The sequence below is a fragment of the Streptomyces sp. RPT161 genome, assembly GCF_027533845.1.
In the GTDB taxonomy this organism is placed as follows: domain Bacteria; phylum Actinomycetota; class Actinomycetes; order Streptomycetales; family Streptomycetaceae; genus Streptantibioticus_A; species Streptantibioticus_A silvisoli_A.
On the sequence record NZ_JAPZVN010000009.1, the window covers coordinates 24,357 to 40,074 of the forward strand.

The 15,718-nt window shown below is 70.4% G+C and carries 21 protein-coding genes and 1 pseudogene; 6 read left to right on the plus strand and 16 right to left on the minus strand.

Translation table 11 applies throughout. The features are described from left to right. Window positions 1-66: 66 nt before the first annotated feature. Both O5O46_RS19065 and O5O46_RS19070 read right to left on the minus strand, forming a co-directional pair. Window positions 67-783, minus strand: coding sequence for an esterase/lipase family protein (locus tag O5O46_RS19065; protein ID WP_269856696.1), 717 nt, complete (start codon window positions 781-783; stop codon window positions 67-69). A gap of 161 nt (window positions 784-944) precedes the next feature. After that, entirely contained in the window at window positions 945-1,133 is a 189-nt protein-coding gene (locus O5O46_RS19070) for an antitoxin (protein WP_269856697.1), read from the minus strand. Between the two features lie 140 nt (window positions 1,134-1,273). On the opposite strand from O5O46_RS19070, the gene O5O46_RS19075 reads away from it, so the two are divergent. Together O5O46_RS19075 and O5O46_RS19080 are read left to right on the plus strand one after the other, a co-directional pair. Next, complete coding sequence (locus tag O5O46_RS19075; protein ID WP_269856698.1) at window positions 1,274-1,708, plus strand: hypothetical protein; 435 nt, start codon at window positions 1,274-1,276, stop codon at window positions 1,706-1,708. Between the two features lie 65 nt (window positions 1,709-1,773). Continuing rightward, the gene (locus O5O46_RS19080) at window positions 1,774-2,373 is read left to right on the plus strand and encodes a hypothetical protein (protein ID WP_269856699.1); all 600 of its coding nucleotides are present in this window, start codon (window positions 1,774-1,776) and stop codon (window positions 2,371-2,373) included. Here the strand turns inward: O5O46_RS19080 and O5O46_RS19085 are convergent. From O5O46_RS19085 to O5O46_RS19095, 3 genes are all read right to left on the minus strand, one after another. Further along, on the minus strand, window positions 2,363-3,073 hold the full coding sequence (locus tag O5O46_RS19085; RefSeq protein ID WP_269856700.1) for an N-acyl homoserine lactonase family protein: 711 nt from the start codon (window positions 3,071-3,073) through the stop codon (window positions 2,363-2,365). The genes O5O46_RS19080 and O5O46_RS19085 overlap by 11 nt on opposite strands. 66 nt (window positions 3,074-3,139) lie before the next feature. Beyond that, complete coding sequence (locus tag O5O46_RS19090) at window positions 3,140-3,772, minus strand: aminotransferase class I/II-fold pyridoxal phosphate-dependent enzyme (protein ID WP_269856701.1); 633 nt, start codon at window positions 3,770-3,772, stop codon at window positions 3,140-3,142. Continuing rightward, window positions 3,769-4,605 (minus strand): alpha/beta fold hydrolase, encoded by an 837-nt coding sequence (locus O5O46_RS19095; RefSeq protein ID WP_269856702.1) that lies wholly within the window; start codon window positions 4,603-4,605, stop codon window positions 3,769-3,771. Before O5O46_RS19095 ends, O5O46_RS19090 begins: the two co-directional genes overlap by 4 nt. A 101-nt stretch (window positions 4,606-4,706) precedes the next feature. On the opposite strand from O5O46_RS19095, the gene O5O46_RS19100 reads away from it, so the two are divergent. Continuing rightward, window positions 4,707-5,093 (plus strand): winged helix-turn-helix transcriptional regulator, encoded by a 387-nt coding sequence (locus O5O46_RS19100; protein WP_269856703.1) that lies wholly within the window; start codon window positions 4,707-4,709, stop codon window positions 5,091-5,093. 27 nt (window positions 5,094-5,120) lie between these two features. Here O5O46_RS19100 and O5O46_RS19105 read toward each other — a convergent pair whose 3' ends face one another. From O5O46_RS19105 to O5O46_RS19120, 4 genes are all read right to left on the minus strand, one after another. Then, complete coding sequence (locus O5O46_RS19105) at window positions 5,121-5,606, minus strand: DUF5709 domain-containing protein (RefSeq protein ID WP_269856704.1); 486 nt, start codon at window positions 5,604-5,606, stop codon at window positions 5,121-5,123. 90 nt (window positions 5,607-5,696) lie between these two features. Next, the gene (locus O5O46_RS19110; RefSeq protein WP_269856705.1) at window positions 5,697-7,811 is read right to left on the minus strand and encodes a xanthine dehydrogenase family protein molybdopterin-binding subunit; all 2,115 of its coding nucleotides are present in this window, start codon (window positions 7,809-7,811) and stop codon (window positions 5,697-5,699) included. Further along, window positions 7,808-8,809: an FAD binding domain-containing protein gene (locus tag O5O46_RS19115; protein WP_269856706.1), complete on the minus strand. Its 1,002-nt coding sequence runs from the start codon at window positions 8,807-8,809 to the stop codon at window positions 7,808-7,810. The genes O5O46_RS19110 and O5O46_RS19115 overlap by 4 nt, the downstream gene beginning before the upstream one ends. Beyond that, the gene (locus O5O46_RS19120; protein ID WP_269856707.1) at window positions 8,806-9,321 is read right to left on the minus strand and encodes a 2Fe-2S iron-sulfur cluster-binding protein; all 516 of its coding nucleotides are present in this window, start codon (window positions 9,319-9,321) and stop codon (window positions 8,806-8,808) included. The genes O5O46_RS19115 and O5O46_RS19120 overlap by 4 nt, the downstream gene beginning before the upstream one ends. Window positions 9,322-9,541: 220 nt before the next feature. Between O5O46_RS19120 and O5O46_RS19125 the strand changes: the two genes are divergently transcribed. Further along, window positions 9,542-9,802, plus strand: a complete 261-nt coding sequence (locus O5O46_RS19125) for a Smr/MutS family protein (RefSeq protein WP_269856708.1) — start codon at window positions 9,542-9,544, stop codon at window positions 9,800-9,802. After that, window positions 9,799-10,017 carry a DUF6011 domain-containing protein gene (locus tag O5O46_RS19130; protein ID WP_269856709.1) on the plus strand — a complete coding sequence of 73 codons (219 nt, stop codon included), beginning with the start codon at window positions 9,799-9,801 and terminating at the stop codon, window positions 10,015-10,017. Before O5O46_RS19125 ends, O5O46_RS19130 begins: the two co-directional genes overlap by 4 nt. Before the next feature lie 11 nt (window positions 10,018-10,028). On the opposite strand, the pseudogene O5O46_RS19135 reads toward O5O46_RS19130, so the two are convergent. Further along, window positions 10,029-10,206 (minus strand): annotated as a pseudogene (locus O5O46_RS19135) (XRE family transcriptional regulator); the annotation flags it as partial. 141 nt (window positions 10,207-10,347) lie between these two features. On the opposite strand from O5O46_RS19135, the gene O5O46_RS19140 reads away from it, so the two are divergent. Beyond that, window positions 10,348-10,986, plus strand: a complete 639-nt coding sequence (locus O5O46_RS19140; RefSeq protein WP_269856710.1) for an SAM-dependent methyltransferase — start codon at window positions 10,348-10,350, stop codon at window positions 10,984-10,986. Window positions 10,987-11,037: 51 nt separating this feature from the next. Here O5O46_RS19140 and O5O46_RS19145 read toward each other — a convergent pair whose 3' ends face one another. The 6 genes from O5O46_RS19145 to O5O46_RS19170 all read right to left on the minus strand — a co-directional run bounded on the left by O5O46_RS19145 (window position 11,038) and on the right by O5O46_RS19170 (window position 15,593). Further along, window positions 11,038-12,582 carry an AMP-binding protein gene (locus O5O46_RS19145; RefSeq protein WP_269856711.1) on the minus strand — a complete coding sequence of 515 codons (1,545 nt, stop codon included), beginning with the start codon at window positions 12,580-12,582 and terminating at the stop codon, window positions 11,038-11,040. Window positions 12,583-12,752: 170 nt separating this feature from the next. Then, a complete protein-coding gene (locus O5O46_RS19150) occupies window positions 12,753-13,256 on the minus strand; it encodes an LURP-one-related/scramblase family protein (protein ID WP_269856712.1) in 504 nt (167 codons plus the stop codon). Window positions 13,257-13,373: 117 nt separating this feature from the next. Then, window positions 13,374-13,562 (minus strand): hypothetical protein, encoded by a 189-nt coding sequence (locus O5O46_RS19155; RefSeq protein WP_269856713.1) that lies wholly within the window; start codon window positions 13,560-13,562, stop codon window positions 13,374-13,376. A 219-nt stretch (window positions 13,563-13,781) separates the two neighbouring features. Beyond that, a complete protein-coding gene (locus O5O46_RS19160) occupies window positions 13,782-13,952 on the minus strand; it encodes a hypothetical protein (protein ID WP_269856714.1) in 171 nt (56 codons plus the stop codon). Between the two features lie 19 nt (window positions 13,953-13,971). Further along, window positions 13,972-14,460 (minus strand): hypothetical protein, encoded by a 489-nt coding sequence (locus tag O5O46_RS19165; RefSeq protein WP_269856715.1) that lies wholly within the window; start codon window positions 14,458-14,460, stop codon window positions 13,972-13,974. 263 nt (window positions 14,461-14,723) lie between these two features. Beyond that, window positions 14,724-15,593: an RNA methyltransferase gene (locus tag O5O46_RS19170; protein ID WP_269856716.1), complete on the minus strand. Its 870-nt coding sequence runs from the start codon at window positions 15,591-15,593 to the stop codon at window positions 14,724-14,726. Window positions 15,594-15,718 lie beyond the last annotated feature (125 nt).

A 15,718-nucleotide genomic window follows, 5' to 3' on the forward strand; every position in this document is an offset into this window, starting at 1 on the left:
GCAGCGCCAACCACATAGGCGGCATTTGGCGGTCCCGGTCTGCTCGAAGTCCGGCCGGGCCGGTGATCAGTGAGCCGTCGCGGTCCGGAGGAACGCGAGAACCTGTTCGGACACCGTTCGGTCGCTGAGGAAGTCGTTGTGCTTCAGGCAGCCGGTCTCGGTGTTGGCCGCACCGGTGAGTTCCGTGCTCGTCGGCGGGGAGACCTGCTCGTCGCACGGCGACCACCAGGTCGCGTACCGCACCGGTCCCGGGGCTTCGGCGCCCTGGTCCAAGTGCTGCACGACGTAGGAGCCGGGGGTCATGTCCCGGCACCCCTGGTCCCACAACGCGCACAGATAGGCCAGGCTCGTACCGTGGTTGGGACCGGCAAGGGAGGCCCAGTGCGCCACCTTCCGCGCGCCGCCGCCGAACTTGATGTACCAGCGGGTGGGCAGGCTGCCGAGGCTGTGCGCGACGATGTCCACCCGGGTGGCACCGGTGCGGGCCAGCACCGTGTCGACGTACGAGGACAGTTGGCCGCTCAGCACCTCGTTGGTCGACTGCGATGTGTCGTACGACCAGGCGAACAGCCGGTCCTGCGGGTACCCGGCGGCGGTGAAGTCGGTCATCATGCCGCCCCACACACCGGGCCCGGCGTTGCGGCCGTGCACGAAGACCACCGGGTCCGGTTCAGCCGGCGCCGCCTGGGCGGGAGCGCTGGACGTGACGGCGCTCAGTGTGGCGGTCGCCAGGGCCGTTGCCAGTAAGGCCGCGAGTGCGCGGCCCAAGTGGTCGCGTTTCACCGGCCGTTGCGGTAAGCCGTGCCTTGAGTTCCCCTTGGGCATCCGTTCCTCCCCCTCGTAGGGCCTGGAACGCAGCTTGGGGAACGCGACGGGCATGCGCAAGGCAACCGGCACCGCCGCCGCGACCGCCAACGGCCCCCGCGATCCGCGTCAGGCCGCGGTCAGGTCCGTGGAGGATTGTCCTGGTCTCCGCCGAACTGTTCCCTGAGCTTTTCCTGGCCGGTGTCGACCTGGCCGCTGTACCTGCCCTGCGTCTTCTCGTCCGCGTAGTCACCCGCCTTGTCGACGCCCGTCCTGGCTTGGTCCTCGTGCCCCTTCAGCAGGCCCTTGAGCTTGTCGAGCATGGACATGGTGGTCCTCCTTGGCGTGTGGCCCCTCTCCCAGGGTCACCGCATAACACTCGGTCCGCATCCGCAAGCCGGTCACCTCGAAGGAGTGAATCGAAGGTGATCGGAAGCGGGCCGTGCCGCCGCGAGTCACAGTGGAGGGCATGAGGAGCATGAAAATCCCCGTCAGCGCGTTCACCGTGGGGCTGGCCCTGTCCACCGCCGCGATCTGCGTACCGGCCCCGGCCTCCGCCGCACCACGAACGGACCGGTCGGTAACGGCCGCCCGCCTCACCCTCACGAACGCTGACAACGGCCGGTCGGTGACCGTCCGCAGGGGAGAAGTGATCACGGTCCGGCTGACCGGCCGCCGCGCGAACGCGGAGACGTGGAAGTGGAGCGTGCCGAGCGCCACCGGGGACCGGACCCTCCAGCGCACCGCCGAGGGGACATCCCCAAGCGGCAACGCCAGCGCCGTCTTCCGCCCGCAGTCCGACGGCACCGCGACCATCAGCGCCAATGAGCGGTGCGTCTCCGCACCCGGTCGCATCTGCCCGCATACGGTGCTGCACTGGACGGCAACGGTCCACGTGAAGTGACGAGACGGCCACAACCCCCGGGCGCCGCGGACGAGTTGCCGCACACACCAACCCGGACGGAGACCATGTCCACCGCACGCCGTCCGCGCCTGCCCCTCGCCGTGGCCGGGCTGCTCCTGACCGCCGTACCACTACTGGCCCCGGCCAACCCCGCCACCGCCTGCGACGCACCGGACCCGGCACCCTCCGCCACGCGCACTCCGGCCACCGTCCACCACGGCCGTGCCACGGTGGCCTACGACCCGCTGACGATGCCGAAAGGGGTCGTCGTGGGCGGCCCCAAGGTCGAGATCGGCACGGTGATCTACAACGGCACAGGCGCCCCGTTCCACAGCATCCGCCCGGCGCTCGGCCTGTCCGCCTGGGCCCCGATCGGCAACGGCAAGGCGGTGTCCCTCGCGCCCAGGGACGCAACCGTCGAGGTCTACCACCAAGGACGGTGGAAGAGGCTCAGCCTGACGAGCGGCTGCGACCCGGTGCTCAACACCAACACCGACTTCCTGGCCGCGCACCTCCCCGACAACCGCGCCACCCGCTTCCTGTTCCGCCTGTCCATCACCCGAGCGGCCCCCGCCCAACTGACCTCGCTCCAATTGCACTTCACCGCCTGGTCAGAACGCGGCTACGAGGCCCTGGTCAGCCGCACCATTCCCATCACCCGTTGAGCGGCGCCTCCCAGACCGCGAAGTCATGGGCGAAGAACACACGCCGGGGGTGGAATTCGGCGAGCCGGTCCAACCACGGCCGGTAGGTGGGAAGCGGTGGTTGCACGCCGCGCAGCGAAGCGCGCCGGGCCAAGTGGTCCGAGCCGAACTGGAAGGCGAAGTCATGGGCTTGGCCAGCGAGCACGACGGTTTCGCCGTCCGGTTGTCGTAGGACCAGTGACTGATGGCCGTTGGTGTGCCCTGGGGTCGGGATGATCCGGACCCCAGGCCAGATCTCGGCCTCGCCGGCGAGTCCTTCGTAGACCGCACCGGGGAAGTCGACGAGTTCGTCAATCGTGTAGTCGCCTCGGCGGGCCATGGCCAGTTCCACGTCCTGCACCAGGATCGGCGTGCCGCCCAGCAAAGGATTTCCGCCGCAGTGGTCGAAGTGGAGATGGCAGTTCACAACGACCGAGATATCGGCAAGGGTCACACCGGCGGCGGCCAACTCGTCCTGGAGTCCGCGCCGTTGGGGTCGGTAGTGGGCTTCGGTCTCGGGATCGGCCGCGCCGATGCCGGTGTCGAAGAGCAGCAGGCCCCGCTCGTGCGCCACCAGATAGGCGAGAACGGGTTCAACCCTCGGCTGCGAGCCGCCCGTTTCCGACGCTGGCCGGATCACATAGCCCAGGTCGAGCCGTCGCACGGTCGTGGTCTCTCCCATCACCCCAGCGTGGCCGCCCGCCACGCCGCATTCGGAGTGTTTCGCGCATGGCGGAACCGCTCCCCGTCACCCCAGCCCCGCCGCGAGTTGGCGGGTGTGTTCCTCCCAGGCGACGGTGAGGCGGTCGACGGCGGTCTCCAGGGTCCGCGGGGACTGCGCGAAGGAGAGGCGGAGCCCGGACAGGTGGTGGCGGTCGACGCAGAACGTGGTGCCGGGGGTGGTGTGGACACCGTGGTGGGTTGCCGCGAGGTGGGCGTAGGTCTCGCTTTCCGATGCGGGGAGGGCCGCCCACAGGGACAGTCCGGCATGCGGCACATGCCTCCGCCAAGCCGGTAGGTGCCGGGCGAGCAGGTCCAGCAGCAGGTCGCGGCGTTGCCTCAGGGTGCGGCGCAGTTCGGCGTACCAGGCAGGGTCTGCGGCCTGAAGCAGTCGGACCGCGAGCAGTTGGGCGGGGGCGCTCGGTGCCGTATCGCTCATGAGGCGCAACCCCGTGGATCGGGGGATGCGCAGCCAGCCGATGCTCAGCCCGGCCCAGAAGGTCTGGGAGAGGGAGCCGATCGCGACCACGCGGTCGTCCTCGGCCACCAGCGGCACGGGCTGTTCCGCGCTGTCGAGGCCGAGCCCGGCTTGGGACAGGTCCTCGACATCGGTGACGTCGCGCCGCCCGGCCATGGCCGGCAGTGGCTGTCTGCGCCTCACCCGAGGAACGGCTCCAGTAGGTCGAGCAGCGCCGCTGGCCGGTCCAGCGGAATGATGTGGCCGCAGTCCTCGATGACATGGCCGACGAGGTGGTCGGCCACCGGGCGCAGTTGCCGTTCGAGCGCGTCGCCGACCGGCTGCGCGCCGACCGCCAGGGTGGGCACCGTGAGTCGGCTGGTGGCGACCGCCTCCTGGATCTGCCGCGCGCTGGTGGGCAGTGCGCGGTAGTAGGAGAAGGCGCAGCGCAGGGCCTCGGCTCCGGTGTAGGCGTGCACGAAGGCGTCGCGGATGTCGGCGGGCACGCCACGGCCGAGAGTGCCGCGGTCGAGGAACCAGTCGATGTACTGGGCCTCATGGCCGGTCAGTACGGATTCCGCCAGGCCGGGCTGGGCGTGGAAGCCGAACCACCAGGGTGCCCCGCCCGCCAGGAAGTCCTCGGCGCCGGGCAGCGCGCCCACCAGTGACTCCATCACCGCCAGTCGCCGGACGAGACCGGGTCGCCGCATGGCGAGCAGGAAGGCGGGCGGGGTGCCCGCGTCGATCCCGACCACCGCCGCGGAGGTCTCGCCGAGTGCGGCCAGCAGGCCCTCGGCGTCGGCGGCCAGGTTGGCGGCGTCGTAGCCGTCGGTGGCCCGGGGGCTGGCGCCGAGACCCCGCAAGTCGAGTGCGATGACGCGGTGTTGAGCGGCGAGCCGCTCCATGACCTCGGTCCACAGTCGCCAGGTGTGCGGAAACCCGTGCAGCAGCAGGACCGCCGGACCTTCGCCCGCGAGCGCCACATTGAGGCGGACGCCGTTGGTCGCGACGCGACGGAGTTCGATCTTCAGGGACACGGCGCGCCTCCGAGGCCGGTTACCGATGGTGACAAGCAAACGTTAGGTAACTACAGTGGAGGCGCCAAGACCGCACTTTCGGCACAGGTGGTGAGTTCCAGGTGACCTCCGACGGCGCCCGCGGCGACCTGTTCGATCAGCGATGCCCGACCCGGCAGTTGCTGGACCGCATCGGCACCAAGTGGACGTCGATGGCGATCAAGGTGCTGGCCGGGGCGGCTCCGGACGAGGTCCGGTTCGCGGAGTTGCAGCGTCGGATGCCCGGCGTCTCGCAGAAGATGCTGTCGGTGACCCTGCGGAACCTGGTCCGCGACGGCCTGGTCAGCCGCCGGGTGGAGCCGACCGTGCCGCCACGGGTGCACTACCGGATCACCGAACTCGGCCTGTCTCTGGAGACCCCGCTGGCCATGCTGCGGAACTGGGCCGAGGAACACATGGCCGACATCGACCGCGCCAACGCGGCGGCCATGGACGGCGCTTCCTGGTGATCCCCTCACGCCGCAGCGCGGTTGCGGTCACAGATCGTCCGGCTCGGGTTCCTTTCCCTCCTCCACGATCCGCATCGCCGCCTCCTCGGCCGACGCGGCGCCGCCCGCGATTCCGGCGTCGTAGGCCGCACTGTCCTCCGCCTGCTCCACACCGTGCGGCACGCCCTCGTCGGTGCCCACCAGACGCCCCGCCCGCGCGTCGCCGACCTCGCGGTCGATCAGCTCTCCGTTCCCGCCGACCAGGTCTCCGACGCCGTCGCCCAGCGGCTCGCCGACGTCCGGTACCTCCTCCGCCAGCCGCTGGTCGAGACTCTCGCCCCGTCGCTGCTCGCTGACCGTGACGCCGAACCGCTCCACTGCCAGCGGGCGCTCCGGCGGTGAGTACCCCTCGTCGATGGCCGGGCTGACGCCCCGGTCGTCCAGGGTGTCCTGCGGATCGAGGATCCCGGAGTCGTCCTGGACCTCCGACCCGTCAGGTTGGTAAACCTCGTTGGCCCATATCTCGTCGGACATGGGAGTCTCCTCACCACCAGGTGAGCTGCCGTCCTGCCCAGGCACCTGCTACGGCACTCTTCCTCTTACACCTTGACACACTTTCCCGCGCTATGGCGGACCTGGCTGGTCGGCTAGCCGGGCCACCAGCACATCGGGGTGGATGGGCAGCGCACGCACCCGTACGCCGGTGGCGTGGTGGACCGCGTTGGCGATCGCCGCGGCGGTGCCGACGATCCCGATCTCGCCGATGCCCTTGGAGCCCATGGGGTTGAGGTGTGGGTCTTCCTCTTCGATCCAGTGGACGTCGATCTCCGGGACGTCCGCGCAGGCGGCCACGTGGTACGCGGCCAGGTCCCGTTCCGCGTAGTCACCGAAGGCGGGATCCATGGTGCTGCCCTCAAGTAGCGCCATCCCCAGGCCCATTGTCATCCCGCCGATGAACTGCGACCGCGCGGTACGGGAGTTGAGGATCCGGCCCGCCGCGAAGACGCCCAGCAGCCGGCGCACCCGTGTCTCACCGGTCGCCGGATCGACCTGGACCTCGGCGAACTGCGCGCCGAAGGCATGGCGTGCGAGGTCCTCCCGCTCGTCAATGTCCTGGGCGATGTCCGCGGCGACGGTGATGCCCTGCTCGGGCACCGCGTATCCGCGTTCCGCCAGGCGCTGCCGCAACTCGGTGCACGCCTTGTGCACCGGCCAGCCCCAGGAGGCCGTACCGGACGAGCCCCCGGCCACCGAGGCGGGCGGCAGATCGCTGCTGCCGACGCGGACCCGGACGCTGTCCAGCGGCACGCCGAGGGTGTCGGCGGCGATCTGGGTCAGCACGGTACGGGCGCCGGTGCCGATGTCGCTGGCGCTGACGCGCACCTCGTAGCTTCCGTCGGCGGCGGCGTGCGCCTCGGCCTGCGAGGGCATCACGAGCGCCGGAAAGGTGGAGGCGGCGACGCCGCTGCCGATCAGCAGACGGCCCTCGCGCCTGCCCCCGATCCGGGCGTCGCGGTCGTGCCAGCCGAACCTGCAGGCGCCCTCGCGCAGGCACTCCACCAGATGGCGGCTGCTGAACGGCAGCCCACTGTCCGGCTCGACGGCCGGCTCGTTGCGCGTGCGCAGTTCGATCGGGTCGACCCCGCAGGCGAGGGCGAGTTCGTCCATCGCGGACTCCAGGGCGAACATCCCCGGGCACTCGCCGGGCGCGCGCATCCACGACGGAGTGGGGACATCGAGTTGGGCGACCCGGTGGGTGCTGCGGCTGTGTGGTGCGTTGTACATGGTGCGGCTGGGCGCCGCCGCCTGCTCCACGAACTCGGTGATCGTCGAGGACTGTGTGATCGCCTCGTGGGCGAGCGCCTCGATGTGTCCTTCTGGGTCGGCGCCGATGCGGATCCGCTGGATGGTGGGGGCGCGGTAGCCGGTCACCGCGGCGAGCTGGTTGCGCGGCAGGGCGAGCTTGACCGGGCGGCGCACGGTGCGGGCCGCCATCGCCGCGAGTACGACGGGGGGCCGGGCGGTGCCCTTCGCGCCGAAGCCGCCGCCGACGTGCTCGTTGACCACGTGCACCTTGCCGTTCGCCAGCCCGAACAACTGGGCGAGCGTGCGCTGGACGCCGGAGGAGTCCTGGTTGGAGTCGTAGACCGTCAGATCGTCGCCGTCCCACAGCGCGGTGGCCGCGTGCGGTTCCAGGGGGTGGTTGTGCAGGGCGGGGGTCTCGTAGACGGCGTCGATCCGCACCGGCGCGTTGGCGTAGGCGGTGTCGAAGTCACCGTGCTCCCGGTCGGTGGGCAGACCAGCGTTGACCTCGTCGGGTTTGTACAGTCCCGGGTGGTCGGGGGTCAGTACGACGTCGTGCGGCTCGGTGCGGTAGGTGACGCGGATCGCTTCGGCGGCGGCCCGCGCGGACTCCAGTGAGGTGGCGACGGCGAGCGCGACGAACTGGCCGCGGTGCGCCACGTGCGGGCTCTGCAGCACGGCGAGGTTCGGGTCGTCGGTCTCGTGCAGCCGGGGAGCGTTCTGGTGGGTGAGTACGGCCAGCACGGCCGGGTCGGCCAAGGCCGCGGTGGTGTCGATCGACGTGATCTCGCCGCGCACCACGGTGGCGGGCACCGGCCAGGCGTACGCGGTGCGGTCGGTGGGGTGGTCGGTGGCGTACCGGGCGGCGCCGGTGACCTTCTCACGGGCCTCCAGCCGGGCCGTGGGCGCCCCGAGCAGGGGCTGGGTGGTGGTCATCGCGGTTCTCCGGCCTCGGGCGCCGCGAGGTCGGTCAGCACGCTGACGGCGAGGCGGCGGGCGAGCGGCACCTTGTAGCCGTTGTCCCGCAGCGGCCTGGCCGCCGCCAGCTCCCGGTCGACGGCTTCTTCGAAGGCCTCCGCGGTCGCGGGCTGGCCCAACAGCGCCTCTTCCGCGACGCGGGCGCGCCACGGCTTGGCCGCCAGTGCGCCGAAGGCGATCCGCACATGGTGCACCAGCCCGCCGCGCACCTGCAGCACGGCGGCGACGGAGGCGAGCGCGAAGGAGTAGGAGGCCCGGTCACGGGCCTTGCGGTAGGCCGAGCGAGCCTCGGGCACCGGCGGCGGAAGCTCCACGGCGGTGATCAGTTCACCGTGCCGCAGGACGGTGTCGCGCTGCGGTTCGTCGCCCGGCAGACGGTGCAACTCGGTCAGCGGCAGCGAGCGCGGACCCGAGGCCGAGACCAGGTGGACCATCGCGTCCAGCGCGACGAGCGCCACGGCGAGGTCGGACGGGTGCGTGGCGACGCAGTGCTCCGACGCCCCGAGGATCGCCAGGTCGCGGTGGACGCCCTCCCGGGCGGGGCAGCCCGAGCCCGGCTGGCGCTTGTTGCACGGCTTGCCGACGTCCTGGAAGTACAGGCACCGGGTGCGCTGGAGCAGGTTTCCGCCGATGGTCGCCGCGTTCCGCAGCTGCGCCGAGGCGCCGGACAGCAGCGCCTCGGAGACGATCGGATAGCGTTCGCGCACCATCCGGCGCGCGGCGAGCGTGCTGTTGCGTACGGCGGCGCCAACCCGCAGCCCACCGCCGTCGGTCTCCTCGATCTCCTCGAACGGCAGTCGGCTGACGTCGACGACCAGGTCGGGGGCGGCCACGCCGAGTTTCATGAGGTCCACCAGATTGGTGCCGCCACCGAGGTAGGTGGCGGCAGGAGCGTCGGTCAGCAAAGCGACGGCCGCGTCGGCGTCGGTCGGCCGTTCGTACCGGAATTCCTTCACCTAGCCACTTCCCGTACCGCACTGACGATGTTCACGTAGGCGCCGCAACGGCACAGGTTGCCGCTCATCCGCTCGCGGACCTCTGGCACGGTCAACTCGACCGGGCCTTCGGGGGCGTCCTCGGCGGTGACGGCGCTGGGCCATCCGGCGCGCGCCTCGGCGATCGCCCCGACCGCCGAGCAGATCTGGCCCGGTGTGCAGAAGCCGCACTGGAAGGCGTCGTGGTCCACGAACGCCTGCTGGAGCGGGTGCAGGGTGTCCCCTTCGGCCAGCCCCTCGATGGTGGTGATCTCCGTCCCGTCCATGGCGACCGCGAGCAACAGGCAGGAGTTGACGCGGTGGCCGTCGAGCAGGACCGTGCAGGCCCCGCACTGACCGTGGTCGCAGCCCTTCTTCGCCCCGGACAGGTGCGCGTGTTCGCGCAGCAGGTCCAACAGCGTGGTGCGGTTGTCGAGTTCGCGGGAGAACCGCTCACCGTTGATGTCCAGGGTGACCGCGGTCATGGCACCCATGGCCCGTCTCCTTCCGGTGCGCGCGGTTGCGCGTACCAACACATCGGCACAGCGTTTCGGGCTAACCGATTCGGGCCCGCGGCAAACCGATGCCGCGTCATCTCACACCGCTGGCGCACGGAAACGTTCATCGAAGGTGACCGGGGTACGCCCGCCCGGAGTCGAGCGCACGGCGACATGGCAGACTCGGGCTGGGACACGCCGGAACCGACAGGAGGGGTTGACGTTGCTGACCCTCGACCTTCACCCGATCTTCCGGAACAACCGAGACATCGAACTCGCCCTGCGGCAGACCATCTTCAAGGCCGCCCGAACCGGCGAGACCGTCTTGGAGATCATCCCCGGCAAGGGATCGGGGCAGCTGAGGCAGCGCACCCTGGCGTTCCTCGGCCAGAAGCACATCAAGAAGCTGTACGACCGGGTCGAGGCCGATCCGAACAACCCGGGCCGTCTCCTTGTCCACTTCAGGCCGGCCCGATGACCGCGCCGAATCTGACGCTGCCGCTCGACCAGGATGACGAGCCGCAGGCGCGGCGGCGCGTCAGCTGCCGCTTGTGCGGGCGCCCGTTGACCGGCCGGGAGGCGCGCCTGTGGGGGCTTGGCGAGGGCTGCCGCGCCAAGCTGGCCGAGCGCGGCGCTCCACGGCCGCCGCGCGCCGAGGTCGAGCAGGACGCGCTACCCGGTCTGGCGGACTGAGCGGGCGCGGGTCACTCACCGCTGGGGCGGGCGCGTACGTGCGTCCGTTCGCCCTGCGGCCCGAACAGGCTGAGGGACTCCACGGGCGCGGAACCCGCGTTGGCGAGGCCATGCGGGGGTGCGGGTGTCGAACTCGGCGGTCAGGACGAGGCCGTGCTCGCCCAGGGCCAGCCGTAGTCGGCCGGACAGGTCAGCCATACGCCTGTTTGCTGACCCGGCAAGAAGGTTTGTCAAAGCAGCGATGCTGGGGCGACGCTCTGCGGTGAACGGAGGTACGGGCGGCGCCGCCCGCCCGTGACCACCGCCCCTCCCACCGAAAGGGAACCGAAGATGACCAACGAAACCGCCTCGGCGGCCGAGCTCTGGGACGCCCGGTACTCCGAGAGCGAGCGGATCTGGAGCGGACAGCCCAACACCGTCCTGGCCCGGGAGGTCGCCCCCCTCAAGCCGGGCACCGCGCTGGACCTGGGATGCGGCGAAGGTGGAGACGCCGTCTGGCTCGCCGAGCGGGGCTGGCGGGTCACCGCTGTCGACGTCTCCCGTGTCGCCCTGGACCGGGCCATCAAGCACGCCGCGGCGGCGGGTGTCGGCGACCGGATCGACTGGCAGCGGCACGATCTCGCGACGTCCTTTCCCACCGGCAGCTTCGACCTGGTCTCCGCCCAGTTCCTGCACACCCTCGGCGACATGCCGCGAGAGGAGATCCTGCGGAAGGCCGCGGCGGCCGTCGCGCCCGGCGGGGTACTGCTCATCGAGGGACACTCAGGTCTGCCCCACTGGGAACAGCACGCCCATCCCGAGGTGCGGCTGCCCTCCCCGGACGAGGTCATCGAAGCGCTGAACCTGCCGGACGGGCAGTGGGAGGTACTGCTGAACGAGGAACACGAGCGCGTCCAGGTCATGCCCGACGGCGAGTCGTTCACCCGTACCGACAGCACCGTCAAACTCCGTCGTCTGCCTCAGCGTTGAGCGGACCGACAGGGCCGGGCCGGACGAGTCCCGGCCCGCCCCGGACGGCGGTCAGGCCAGGGCGGCCTCCTGCTCGGCCCGCAGCCGCAGCTGCTTCTTGTCCGGCTTGCCCGCGTCGGTCAGCGGCAGGGCGTCGACGAACGTGATCCGCGCGGGCTCGTACATCGCGCCGCGCTCGCCGCGCACCATGTCGCGCAGCCGCTGTTCGTCGACGTCGCCGCCGGGTGCGCGGACCACGGTCGCGTGCACCCGCTCCATCCGGTCCTCGTCACGCACCCCGAAGACGGCGCTCTGCAGCACCTGCGGGTGCGAGTTGAGCAGGTCCTCCAGCTCCGTGGTGTACACATGGCCGCCGACCACGACGATCATGTCCTTGAGTCGGTCCACGATCGTCAGGTAGCCGTCGGCGTCCAGGTAGCCGACGTCACCGGTGTGCAGCCAGCCGTCGCGCAGCACCTCGGCGGTCAGTTCGGGCTGCTTCCAGTACCCGCTCATGATCTGGTCGGAGCGCACGCAGATCTCGCCGTGCTCACCCGCGGGCAGGTCGCGTCCCGACTCGTCGCGGATGACGACCTCGACCCCGTCGAGGACCTTGCCCGCGGACCGCAGCAGGTCCGGCCGCTGCACGTCGTGGTCCTCGGACTTGAGGACGCTGATGCCACCGGCCTCGTTCTGCCCGTAGAACTGCATCAGCACCGGGCCGAACCGCCGCACCGCGTCGGCGATGCGGGTCGGCGACGCCTGGCAGCCGCCGTACACCACGTTTGTCAGGCTGGAGGTGTCGGCGTGGGCCGCGTTCGGGTGGTCCATCAACTGGTAGAGCAGGGGCGGCAGCAGGAACAGATGGGTGATGCGCTCACGCTCGATCGTGGCCAGGACGGCCTCGGCGTCGAAATCCTCCAACAGCACCGCCGAGCCACCGGAGTTGAGGGTGGAGTCGACCAGGAAACCGGCCGCGTGGGCCAGGGTGGTGCACACCAACTGCCGGTGCCGGTCGACCTTGTTGTCCGGCAGCCGTCCGCGCAGGTTGCGCATCTGGCCGAAGGAGGTGCAGATGCCCTTGGGATGGCCGGTGGTGCCGCCGGTGTGGCGGATGGTGCAGATGTCCTGCGGCCGGGCCTCGTTGGGGAACGGCTCGGCGGACTGCTCGGCCGCCAGCGCGAGCAGGTCGGAGCCGATGGGCGCGGCCCCGAGTATCAGGACGTCCTTCACCGGCGCCCGGTCGAGCACCTCGACGGCGCGCTCGGTGAGGCGCGGGTCGACGATCAGCGCGCGAGTCTCCACATCCTGCACGATGGCGGCCTGGACCTCGGCCGACAGCTTGTTGTAAAGGTGGTTGACCCGGCAGCCGATCAGGTTGGCGGCGTAACGGGCGGCGACCGTCTCCGGCAGGTTCCCACACAGCAACGTGACCGTCTGGCCGCGGCCTATGCCCTGGGCGCGCAGGGCGCGGGCCATCCGGTAGACGAGGTCGCGCAGTTCCCCCGCGGTCATGCGTCGTCCCTCGTGCACGAGGGCCTCGCGCTCCGGGTCAGCGCCCAGCGCGTCGAGGTTGTCGTCCACGTAAGTACGGAAACCGTCGGCAGCGACAGACATCTATAACTCCTCCTAGAAACCCATAGGGTTGCCCGAGGCAACCGAATGTACGATGCACCCTAATGATCCATAACAACAAGTCGGGCCATCGCCATCCGGCCCAGGAAGGTCGATCACGGCGCCGAGTCGCCACCTGCGGGACGCCGTGAACGCGCTGCCTGCGGCCCTGCTCAGAGGTTGGTCAGCTTGTCGCCCTTCATGTCCTGAAGCGTGTGGTCGACGCAGACCGCCAGGATGAGCAGCATCATCGTGTCCCGCTCGCTCATCACGTCCACCGCGTAGGCGTCGCGGATGCTGAACCAGCGCCGGGAGATGTGCGCCAGGGTGTTGCCGTCGTGCTGGATGTCGAACTCGCGGTCCCAGAAGTTGCCCACTATCCGCAGTCGCCGCCCGTCCCGCAGGCTGACCTTGAAGCGGTCGCCGAAGAGGCTGAACATCCGCTTGCTGATCCATGCCTCCAACTGGCCTTCCCGCTTGATCAGGATGGTGTGGTGGAAGGTGAAGGCCTTCTTGACGATGCTGGCCACGTGGTTGCCCTGGGCGTCGACGAAGTCGAAGGTGCGGCGAAGCCGCAGGAACCTCCGGTTGACCTTGAAGACCTTCTCCCGGTGCTCGGTCTCGACCCATGCCTCCTCGTGGAAGGCCAGCATGCGGTCGCGTACCAGGTAGCGCATGGGAAATCCCCGTTCGGGTCGTTGCTGCCAGTCAGCGGCACTGTGCCGCCCCAGAGCGTATTACGCCGGTACGGCGACTTCCGGTTGCGTCGCGGTCCGGGCCAGTGCCGCGTTGGTTCACTCCCCCGCGACCAGCAGGCGGTACCCGTAGTCCACGCTGTCGCGGTGGAGCCGATCGGCATGGCGGCGCGCCCACGCACCGGAGGCGCGCAACCCGGCGATCGCCAGGTCCACGATGTCCGCGGGCAGTTGGGCGAACGTCGAGCTGGCCTGCCTTGCCGCACGGTCCAAGTAGAGCTCGGGCACACGCCAGTGGGCGGCCTGGAAGCCGTCGGTGAAGTCATGTGGGACAGAAACGGCACCACCGTGTGCGCGCCCAGCGCGTCCGCCACTTCGGAGTGGCGTGAAGCGCGCGTGTCAGCGGCGGCCCCCCGAGGCCAGGGCCCGCTCCGCCTCCGTGGCGAGGTCGGTGACGATGTCGGCCGCCGGTCTGATCTCGGTGATCAGATCAAGGACCTCACCGGCTCAGACGGGGACGTAGTCGATGTCGTCGCGTTCGGCGTACGAGTGCTTCGCGGCTGGCCTGGAATTGGACACCGCCGCCGCCAGCGCGCCACCGGCGGAGCCGCCCATGGGCGCGAGGGCGATGGGATGCCGCGGCCCGAGTGAGGCGGTGAACGCGGTCGTCAATGCCATACGGGCATTATCCGGCCCCTCAGCGGTAGTGCCAGCGGCTGGGCGGGAAGTAGAACCACCGGGGGCGGCGGTCGAAGTTCTGCACCAGCAGCGCCGGGTGGCGTCGGTAGAAGCCGACGATCCGGAACTGGTAGCTACCGGAGGTGTTGAACGGGATGTTGACGTCGAGGAACGTCAACACCGAGCCGTCCTTGGTGGATTTGATGATGGCGATCGGTCCGCGTCGGCAGTTCTTCAGGATCGCCCTGACGTCCTTGAAGACCAACGGGGCGCGGGTGGGGCAGCGGAATCCGCTGCCGAAGCGCACCCGGCGGCCACCACGCCGGTCAGGAGCCACAGTGCCGTGCACCGTGCGGTGAGCCGTGCCTTGCACCGGGCGGTGCACCGTGGCGAGGGCTGCCGAGTGCCGTGTGTGGGCGGGAACCAAGGCGGCATCGGCCAGGGTCGGCGCGGCAAGGACGATCACCGCGCCCGCCAGTGGAGCGGCGACCCACTTGTGAAGGCTCATGGCGATGACCTCCTCGGGCGGCGGACGCAGGCAAGAAGCTGCTGTTGGACGTCGGAAGATCCGCACCCTCACTACGAGCTAAAGCGCACCAGGCACATGTCGCAGCCCGAGCCCGTGGCAGGCGGGGCGTCCCGGATCACCCGGCCGGAGCAGCCCGTAGCCGTCAGCGCGGGTCACCACGGCGTCCCGGCGGCGGCGATTCATCCGGCTGGCGGCACACGATTGGTGGCACCGCCCCGGCAGTGCCGGGCGACGGCGCCGCGTTACCGTCGGCCGCCGGTGGAGGGGGGCGCGCCCCCGGTTGACGCCCTCCCGCCGGCGACGCGCTGGCGCGCCGCCTCGTAGAGCACCGCCGTGGTGGCGTTGGCCGCGTTGAGGGAGCTGGCCGCGCCGGTCATGGGGATGCGCACCGTGTGGTCGCACACCTCGCGCCATGCGTTGCTGAGCCCGTTGGTCTCGTTGCCGACCAGCAGCAACACCGGCTGGGTGAGGTCGAAGTCGAAGACATCGCAGTCGCCCTGCTCGTCCGTACCGACCAGCACCACCGGCTGGCCCGCGGCCCGCCGCGCATCCACCCAGTCGACCACCTCGCGTGGCGACGCGACCCGTACCGAGGGCAGGGCGAACAGTGAACCGGTACTGGCGCGCACCGACTTGGGGTCGTAGACGTCCGCGGCGTGTCCGGCGACGATCAGGCCGTCCGCGCCGAAGGCGTCCGCGGAGCGGATGATGCTGCCGATGTTCCCCGGGCTCGTCGGCCGGTCGAACAGCACACCGAGGAAGTCATCGCGCACCGTGATGCGGTCCAGGTCGTCGGCGGGCATGCCCACGACGGCGACCACCTCGGGTGCGGACTCGTTCTTCTCCCCCAGGTCGGCCACCATGTCGGAGGTCGTGGCGATGTGCTCGGTCCGTACGGTACGCAGCAGTTCCTCGGCCCACTGGGACAACTTCCGCTGCTCGTCGTAGATCAGCGCGTGCACCGGCCAGCCGTACCGTACGGCCAACGTGATGGGCCGCACCCCCTGGACCAGGAACTCACCTGACCGCTGGCGCTTGTTGCGATTGCTCAGCAGTGCCTGCCACTGCTGGTACCGCGCGTTGCGCGAGGTGATCCGCTGAACCGTTGGCACCTGTCCCCCATATCGTGATGACCCGCGACGAACCGCGCGTGGGCAGCGTACTCGATGTCCGCGCGCCAGCCTCTGTTCCGATGCCGGACATCTGCGGTGCACCGAGCAGTGCGATATCTGAGGAG

Coding starts and splice junctions, on each gene's coding strand:
- O5O46_RS19075 (WP_269856698.1), top strand. CDS start 1,274: ATGAGGAGCATGAAAATCCCCGTCAGCGCGTTCACCGTGGGGCTGGCC.
- O5O46_RS19145 (WP_269856711.1), bottom strand. CDS start 12,582: ATGTCTGTCGCTGCCGACGGTTTCCGTACTTACGTGGACGACAACCTC.
- O5O46_RS19120 (WP_269856707.1), bottom strand. CDS start 9,321: ATGGGTGCCATGACCGCGGTCACCCTGGACATCAACGGTGAGCGGTTC.
- O5O46_RS19150 (WP_269856712.1), bottom strand. CDS start 13,256: ATGCGCTACCTGGTACGCGACCGCATGCTGGCCTTCCACGAGGAGGCA.
- O5O46_RS19070 (WP_269856697.1), bottom strand. CDS start 1,133: ATGTCCATGCTCGACAAGCTCAAGGGCCTGCTGAAGGGGCACGAGGAC.
- O5O46_RS19165 (WP_269856715.1), bottom strand. CDS start 14,460: ATGAGCCTTCACAAGTGGGTCGCCGCTCCACTGGCGGGCGCGGTGATC.
- O5O46_RS19160 (WP_269856714.1), bottom strand. CDS start 13,952: ATGGCATTGACGACCGCGTTCACCGCCTCACTCGGGCCGCGGCATCCC.
- O5O46_RS19105 (WP_269856704.1), bottom strand. CDS start 5,606: ATGTCCGACGAGATATGGGCCAACGAGGTTTACCAACCTGACGGGTCG.
- O5O46_RS19110 (WP_269856705.1), bottom strand. CDS start 7,811: ATGACCACCACCCAGCCCCTGCTCGGGGCGCCCACGGCCCGGCTGGAG.
- O5O46_RS19140 (WP_269856710.1), top strand. CDS start 10,348: ATGACCAACGAAACCGCCTCGGCGGCCGAGCTCTGGGACGCCCGGTAC.
- O5O46_RS19130 (WP_269856709.1), top strand. CDS start 9,799: ATGACCGCGCCGAATCTGACGCTGCCGCTCGACCAGGATGACGAGCCG.
- O5O46_RS19080 (WP_269856699.1), top strand. CDS start 1,774: ATGTCCACCGCACGCCGTCCGCGCCTGCCCCTCGCCGTGGCCGGGCTG.
- O5O46_RS19085 (WP_269856700.1), bottom strand. CDS start 3,073: ATGGGAGAGACCACGACCGTGCGACGGCTCGACCTGGGCTATGTGATC.